The 7,455-nt window shown below is 72.6% G+C and carries 7 protein-coding genes and 1 pseudogene; 6 read left to right on the forward strand and 2 right to left on the reverse strand.

What is annotated here, in order from left to right; translation table 11 throughout:
- A pseudogene (locus tag NBZ83_RS27885) lies at positions 1 to 1,263 on the forward strand (hypothetical protein); the annotation flags it as partial.
- A 127-nt stretch (positions 1,264 to 1,390) separates the two neighbouring features.
- Positions 1,391 to 1,693 carry a GlsB/YeaQ/YmgE family stress response membrane protein gene (locus tag NBZ83_RS27890; protein ID WP_261576113.1) on the forward strand — a complete coding sequence of 101 codons (303 nt, stop codon included), beginning with the start codon at positions 1,391 to 1,393 and terminating at the stop codon, positions 1,691 to 1,693.
- Positions 1,694 to 1,730: 37 nt separating this feature from the next.
- Here NBZ83_RS27890 and NBZ83_RS27895 read toward each other — a convergent pair whose 3' ends face one another.
- Both NBZ83_RS27895 and NBZ83_RS27900 read right to left on the reverse strand, forming a co-directional pair.
- Positions 1,731 to 2,381, reverse strand: coding sequence for an MBL fold metallo-hydrolase (locus tag NBZ83_RS27895; RefSeq protein WP_261569364.1), 651 nt, complete (start codon positions 2,379 to 2,381; stop codon positions 1,731 to 1,733).
- A 288-nt stretch (positions 2,382 to 2,669) separates the two neighbouring features.
- On the reverse strand, positions 2,670 to 3,758 hold the full coding sequence (locus NBZ83_RS27900) for an S-(hydroxymethyl)mycothiol dehydrogenase (RefSeq protein WP_261569360.1): 1,089 nt from the start codon (positions 3,756 to 3,758) through the stop codon (positions 2,670 to 2,672).
- Positions 3,759 to 4,031: 273 nt separating this feature from the next.
- Here NBZ83_RS27900 and NBZ83_RS27905 point away from each other — a divergent pair, with 273 nt between their 5' ends.
- Genes NBZ83_RS27905 through scpB form a run of 4 tightly spaced genes read left to right on the forward strand, consistent with a single transcriptional unit; the run spans position 4,032 to position 7,383 of the window.
- Positions 4,032 to 5,021 carry a ParA family protein gene (locus NBZ83_RS27905; protein ID WP_308203372.1) on the forward strand — a complete coding sequence of 330 codons (990 nt, stop codon included), beginning with the start codon at positions 4,032 to 4,034 and terminating at the stop codon, positions 5,019 to 5,021.
- Between the two features lie 39 nt (positions 5,022 to 5,060).
- Positions 5,061 to 5,750, forward strand: a complete 690-nt coding sequence (locus NBZ83_RS27910; protein ID WP_261569359.1) for a zinc metalloprotease — start codon at positions 5,061 to 5,063, stop codon at positions 5,748 to 5,750.
- A 44-nt stretch (positions 5,751 to 5,794) separates the two neighbouring features.
- Complete coding sequence (locus tag NBZ83_RS27915) at positions 5,795 to 6,712, forward strand: segregation and condensation protein A (protein WP_261569358.1); 918 nt, start codon at positions 5,795 to 5,797, stop codon at positions 6,710 to 6,712.
- Complete coding sequence (scpB, locus tag NBZ83_RS27920; protein WP_438803343.1) at positions 6,709 to 7,383, forward strand: SMC-Scp complex subunit ScpB; 675 nt, start codon at positions 6,709 to 6,711, stop codon at positions 7,381 to 7,383. The genes NBZ83_RS27915 and scpB overlap by 4 nt, the downstream gene beginning before the upstream one ends.
- Positions 7,384 to 7,455 lie beyond the last annotated feature (72 nt).

A 7,455-nucleotide genomic window follows, 5' to 3' on the forward strand; every position in this document is an offset into this window, starting at 1 on the left:
TGTATAAGAGACAGGACGTCCGCGGGTGCGGCGTCCGCGCCTGCGGGCTCCGTGGGTTCCGCGGTGGCGACGACCGGCGCGGGTTCCCCGGCGGAGATGCCCGGGTCGGCCGGTGCGGAGGGCTCGTTCGTCTGGAAGAGTCCCGCCGGTTGGGAGGGCTCGGCGGGTCCGGAGCCGGCGAACCCGTCCGGGACGGCGAACTCGGCGGCAGAGCCCCACCCAGCCGATGTGCCGAGCGTGCCCGCCGCGGCCGCGGCGGACGCAGGTTCCGCGGTGCGGGCCGCGACGTCCGGGCGAGAGGAAACGCCGGCCGGTGAGCCGGTGTCGACCGGTTCCGTGGCCGGCGGGACCGCAGGGTCCGGGCCCGGCGCGCGGCCGGTGGGGCAGGACGAGCAGTGGGCCGTGCCATCGCAGGAGTGGGTCGCAGCACGGGTCGGGCCGCGAGTGGCGCACGACGGTCAGACCGGGCCTGGCCCGGTCGAGCCGGCTGCCGCCGGGGGGCCGGATGATGCCGGTGGGTCCCGCGGTCGGGCCGGCCATGCGGCCCGGTATCCGAGGCGGACGGCGGCCCTGGCCGCGCTGGCCGCGGCGGTCGCCGGTCTGGCCGCGCTGGGAGCCGCCCACGCCGCGGACGAGCCCGATCATGCCCAGTCCCGGCAACCGGCGCCGCCGCACGTGCTCCGGGTCGTTCCCACCGGAGGCTCCGGTCCCGGGGTCGGGTTGGATCTGCGGCCGTCGTCCGGTGTCGGCCGACCTGTCGGCGCGTCCGGCGGGCCGCCGTCCCCGGCTGCACCGTCACCGGTCGTCACCGCCCTGACGAAAGCGCAGACGGTGCCCATGTCGGCGGTTCCCGCGTTCCGCGGGGCGATCGGGCAGCTCGCGCAGAGCCGGCAGTTCGGCGAGTTCGTCACCGTCCACAACACCGCGGTCATCTTCCTGGAGGTCCTGGCGCCAGGGCAGGGCAACGAGCGGGCCTTCTTCCCGGGCCCGGATCTCGGGGGCGACCCGCTGCCGAACTTCACCCTGTTCGCGTCGTGCGACGCGCCGGGCCCGGGTCAGACGCCCGGCTTCGGTCCCGGTCAGGGCTGCACGGGCACCACCTACCGGCTGACCGGGTTGGCCGGCGGCGGCGCCAGTTTCGACTTCGCGCAGGGCTTCTACCGGCTACACGGATACTTCCTCGTCGATGTGGTTCCCGGGATGCAGCAGGGCCGGCTGACGGTCAATCTGCATGTGGTCGACACCCGAATTCTGCCGCACTGACCACATTTCTGGCCCAGCCACCCGGTGACCCGGGTCGATAATCTCAATTACCCACCGGCGTCGGATGGGTTTGTGCTCGGGCGGCGACGGAGAAAACCAGGGCAGGCTTCTCCGTTGGGGGTGTGCGGTGTTTCAAATAATCTGGATCATTATTGCCGGTCTGGTGATCGGCCTGCTGGCTCGGCTGATCCTCCGAGGTAGGCAGGACATTCCGCTGTGGCTGACGGCCGCCCTGGGCATCGTGGGCGCGTTGGTCGGCAACGTGATCGCCAGTGCGATCGGGGTGCGCCACACCGGCGGCATCGACTGGATCCGGCACGTTCTGCAGGTCGGTGTCGCGCTCGCGCTGGTCGCCGCCGTCGCGCCGCTGTGGGCGACGCGGCACACCCACGGCGACCACCACAACCGGCATACGGCTGGGCGGCTGTGACCGCTTCACGGCGCTGCGGGCGGCCCTGCGCGGCCCGTCAGCGGCCCCGCTGGACCCAGTCGTCGTAGTCGACGCCCTCCTCGCCGATGGTCGTGTCGTCGCCGTGCCCGGTGTGCACGACGGTGTTCGCCGGCAGGGTGAGCAGCTTCGCGCGGATCGAGGCGAGGATCGTCGGGAAGTCCGAGTAGGACCGCCCGGTGGCCCCCGGTCCGCCGCGGAACAGGGTGTCGCCGCTGAACAGCACGGGTTCGGCGTTCACCTCGCCGAACAGGCAGATCCCGCCGGGGGAGTGCCCCGGGGTGTGCAGCACCCGCAGCGACCCGCCGCCGGGCAGCCCGACGAGCTGCCCGTCGGCGAGGGATCGGTCGGGCGCGCGGTGGGGGTAGACCGTCCGCCACAGCATCACGTCGGCCGGGTGCAGCGCGATCGGCGCCCGCACCAGGTCGGCGAGCTCCGTCGCCGCGTTGATGTGGTCGTTGTGCCCGTGGGTGGCGATGATCGAGGTCACGACGCGGGCGCCGACCGCCGCCGCGATCACCGACGGGTCGTGCGCGGCATCGATGATCAGGACTTCCTGGTCGTTGCCGACCAGCCAGACGTTGTTGTCGACGGTGAACGTCTGGCCGTCCAGAGTGAAGTCACCGCGGGTGATCACGCGGTCCACTCGAAGCCCCGCATTGCCGGTCATCGCGCCCGCTCCTCTGGATCCGGAACTCCCGATCGGGTCGGAAACCCGGATGGTCCGCCCGCTGTGCGGCGGGGCGCCACCGGCCCGGCGGCGGTCCCCGACGCGTCGACCGTATCGGGCGCCTGCGGGATCCGGGTCACCCCGCCGTCACCGTGACACCGCCACGGACCGTGACTGTCGCCGCCACCCCCGACGAGGGTGGCGGCGGTCACGCTCCCGGGGGTACCCGGCGGGTCCCGGACGCGGGGCCGTCAGGGGATGCGGGGCGGTCAGAGGATGCGGGGCCGGTCAGAGGACGACGACGCTGCGCAGCACGTCGCCGCGGCGCATCCGCGCGAACGCCTCCTCGACGTCGCCGATCCCGACGGTCTCGGTGACGAAGGCGTCGAGGTCGAGGCGGCCGCGGCGGTACAGGTCGATGAGGATCGGGAAGTCACGGCTCGGCAGGCAGTCGCCGTACCAGGACGACGACAGGTGGCCACCGCGGCCGAAGACCTCCGCGAGCGGCAGCTCCACGGTCATCGTCGGGTCCGGCACCCCCACCAGGACCAGCCGCCCGGCCAGGTCGCGGGCGTCGAACGCCTGCCGGTACGTCTCGGGACGGCCCACCGCCTCGATGACGACGTCGGCGCCGAAGCCGTCGGTGAGGTCGCGGATCGCCCGCACGGGGTCGACCGTGCGGGCGTCCACGGTGTCGGTGGCTCCGAAGTGGCGGGCCCAGGTCAGCTTGCGTTCGTCGACGTCCACCGCGATGATCTTGCGGGCGCCGGCGATGGCGGCGCCGGCGATCGCCGCGTTGCCGACGCCCCCGCAGCCGATGACCGCCACCGTCTCCCCGCGGGTGACCCGCCCGGTGTTCACCGCCGCGCCGAAACCGGCCATCACCCCGCAGCCGATCAGGCCGGCCGCCTCCGGGCGCGCCGCCGGGTCCACGGGCACGCACTGGCCCGCGGCGACCAGGGTGAGCGGCGTGAACGCCCCGATGCCCAGCGCCGGCGCGAGCGGCGTGCCGTCCTCCAACGTCATCGGCTGGGCGGCGTTGCGGGAGTCGAAGCAGTACCAGGCCGTCCCGCGCCGGCAGGCCCGACACGTCCCGCACGGCGCCCGCCAGGCCAGCACCACGTAGTCCCCGGGGGCCAGGCCCGTCACGCCCGCGCCGACCGACTCGACCGTGCCGGCGGCCTCGTGGCCCAGCAGGAACGGGTAGTCGTCGTTGATCGCACCCTCGCGGTAATGCAGATCGGTGTGACAGACGCCGCAGGCGCGCACCCGCACGCGGGCCTCGCCCGGCCCCGGGTCGGGAACGATGATCCGCTCCAGGCCGACCGGCACGCCCTTGTGTCGGGCCACCACCGCTTCCACCGTCTGTGCGCCCATAGGAGGGCTCCCTTCGCTTGGAAAAACGCCTCATCGTCGTCGACCCGCCGAGCGCGCTCACGGCCGCATCCGTCGCGATGCAAGCTGACCGAACCGCGCCGGTGACCCCTGGTGCATGATTTCGTACCCCTGTGGGCGTGACCCGTCCAACGCACCCCGCCCCCGATGGCGCGACACGCCGCTTTACGGCCACCCAGCGCTGCCGGGAACGGGTGAGTGTCGGTACGCTCCTACCGGTCCGTTTCTGCTCTTTGTAGAAGGAGCAATCCCTCCGTGGTCCGATTTGCCGATGCTCCCTCCGTCGATTCTCCGATCCGCCGCGCCTACGGCGAGGTGACGGTCGGTGAACCCAAGTTGTCTGAAGACGGGCGGCTCGAAGCCGGCGGCGGGAGCGTCGACGAGGGGGTGGGCCAGCCCGGCCCCACCGGCCGGCCGCTGCCGTCGTTCCCCGTCCCCGCCTCGCTGACCGCCCACGGTCCCGCCTGGATCGTGGCCATGTGCAACCAGAAGGGCGGCGTCGGCAAGACCACCAGCACGATCAACCTCGGCGCCGCCCTCGCCGAATACGGCCGCCGCGTCCTGCTGGTCGACTTCGACCCGCAGGGCGCGCTGTCGGTCGGTCTCGGCATCAACCCGATGCAGTTCGACCTGACCGTGCACGACCTGCTGCTCGGCGGGGACGCCGACGTCCGCGACGTCATCGTCGAGACCCAGGTCGACAATCTGGACCTGCTGCCGAGCAACATCGACCTGTCTGCCGCCGAGGTGCTGCTGGTCACCGAGGTCGGCCGCGAACACAGCCTCGCCCGCGCGCTCGCCCCCATCCTCGACGACTACGACGTCATCCTCGTCGACTGCCAGCCCTCGCTCGGCCTGCTCACCGTGAACGCGCTGACCGCGGCGGACGCCGTCATCGTTCCGCTGGAATGCGAGTACTTCGCGTTGCGCGGCGTCGCGCTGCTGCTGCAGACCATCGACAAGGTGCGCGAGCGGCTCAACTCGCGCCTCGAGCTCGCCGGCATCCTGGCCACCATGTACGACGCCCGCACGCTGCACGCCCGCGAAGTGCTGGCCCGCGTCGTCGAACGGTTCCCCGCCGAGGTGTTCCACACGGTGATCAGCCGCACGGTCCGCTTCCCGGAGACGACCGTGGCCGGCGAGCCGATCACGACGTACGCGCCGACCTCGGTGGGCGCCGCCGGCTACCGGCGGCTGGCCCGCGAAGTGATGGTTCGGCACAACACGCCCCCGCTCGTCGGCTGAATCCCGGTTTTTTGGTGATCAGGGCGAAAAGGTAGCGACGTGCTTTTCCATCTTGCCGAGCCGGCGGCGCTGCTCGGGATCGTCGTCGCGTTCCTGATCGGGGTGTTCGCGCATGACGCCGCCCAGGTCCTCACCGCGCGCGTGGTCCGGGACCCCACCCCGCTGCGCAGCGGCCGGCTGACCACCGGGGTCAAGGACAGGCTCAGCCCCTTCAGCGGGCTCGCCGTGTTCATCGTCGGCCACGGCTGGGCCGAGTCGGTGCCGATGAACGACGTGTGGCGGCGGCGGCGCTTCCACGTCGCGGTCGCGGTGCTCGCGGGTCCGCTGGCCTACCTGCTGCTCGCCCTCGGTTCGCTCGCACTGTTCCAGGTGGTCGGCGACCCGGCGCGGGTCTTCCTCGGCGACCGGGTGACCGAGGTGACCGTGCCGGACAGCTTCGCCGCCGAGCTCACCCTGTGGCTGGCGATCACCTTCGGCTCGATGTTTATCGTCAGCCTCATCCCGGTCCCGCCGACGGACGCCGGTCGGCTGGTGTTCCTGCTCGGCGGGACCTCCCCGGGCTGGCGCAGCGCCCACCACCGGCTCACCGACGGCAACATCGGCCTCGTCATCCTGCTGGCACTGCTGCTGCTGCCGGTGCTGTTCGTCGGGTTCCCGTCGGTCGTCGGCCAGCTCATCGGCCCGCTGCTGCGCGGGCTCGCCTCCCTGATCGGCCTCAACCTGGCCTGACGGCAAGATCATGACCGGCGGACCCGTGGGCGTAGCGTGGCGTTGTGAACGGGTCCCGAGCCGATGCCGGTGCCGGTGCCGGTGCGGCCGGCGAGGGGCGGCCGGCGACGCCGACCGCCCGCGGCGGACGCACCGAGCCGTTCGTCGTCGAGCTCGCCAACTTCACCGGCCCGTTCGATCTGCTGCTCTCGCTCATCGCCAAGCACCGCCTCGACGTGACCGAGGTCGCGCTGTCCCAGGTCACCGACGAGTTCGTCACTCACATCCGGCGGCTGGGGGACCGGTTCGACCTCGGCCAGGCCACCGAGTTCCTGGTAATCGCGGCGACCCTGCTCGACCTCAAGGCTGCCCGGCTCCTGCCCGGCGCGCTGTCCGAGGACGAAGCCGAGGACCTCGCCCTGCTCGAGGCTCGCGACCTGCTGTTCGCCCGGTTGCTGCAGTACAAGGCGTACAAGGAGGCGTCGGCGCTGTTCGCTGGGCTGATGGCGCTGGAAGCCCGTCACGTGCCCCGGGCCGTGCCGCTGGAGCCCCGCTACGCCGCCGCCCTGCCCGAGGTGCAGATCGGCATCGGCCCCACGGAGCTCGCGGCGCTGGCCGCGCGGCTGCGTGAGCCGCCGCTGCCGCCGCTGGTCGCCACCGACCATGTGCATCTGCCTCGGATCAGCGTCCGAGAGCACATGCTCGCCATCATCATGCTGCTGCGGGAGCTCGGCGCCGCGGACTTCCGCACGCTGTGCGCGGGCTGCCAGCAGACCATCGAGGTCGTCGCCCGGTTCCTGGCCCTGCTGGAGCTGTTCCGCGAAGGCCGGATCTCCTTCGACCAGGAGATCCCGCTCGGGGAGCTGACAGTGCGCTGGATCGCCGCCGACCCTGCCGCGGACGGCGACCTGCTCGCCATCGGCCGGGGGCTGTACGAAGAGGATCCGGCCGACGACGACGAACCGCGGGAGGTGGCATCTTGACCGAACGGTCGGACGCGAGCGCGGACGGCCCGCCAGCGGGCGCGGACGCGGGGGCGGCTCCGGGGACGGCGGCTTCGGGGACGGCGGCTCCGGGGACAGCGACGCCGCCCCGGGCCGTCGCCGCGGACCGGCCGCCGCTGGCGGCGCTACTCGAGGCGGTGCTCATGGTCGCTGAGCGGCCGGCCGGCGTCGCGGAGCTCGCCACCGGGCTCGGCGCCTCGGCCCGCGAGATCGAACGGCTGCTCCCCGAGCTCGCCGAGGGATACGTCCGCGACGGCCGCGGCTTCCGGCTGCGCCACGTCGGTGCCGGCTGGCGGTTCTACACCGCCGACGAGTGTGCCCCCTGGGTGGAGGGCTTCGTGCTCGCCGGCCAGTCCGCCCGGCTGTCCCAGGCTGCGCTGGAGACCCTCGCCGTGGTCGCCTACCAGCAACCGGTCAGCCGCGGGCGGATCGCCGCGGTGCGCGGCGTCTCCGCCGACGGCGTCATCCGCACCCTCACCGCCCGCCGGCTCGTTGAGGAGATCGGGCACGATCCCGAAACTGGTGCCATCCTGTATGGAACCACCGACTACTTCCTCGAACGGATGGGCCTGCGCGGGCTCGACGAGCTCCCGCCGCTGGCCCCCCTGCTGCCTGGACTCGACGATCTGGATGACATCGTTGCCCCATGAACGCTGCTGCTGACCGCCCCCGCGCGCCGCGCGACGCCCGCGCCCGCCGGGACCTTTCTCTTATACAGATCT

This window comes from Frankia gtarii (assembly GCF_025403375.1).
Lineage (GTDB): Bacteria > Actinomycetota > Actinomycetes > Frankiales > Frankiaceae > Frankia > Frankia gtarii.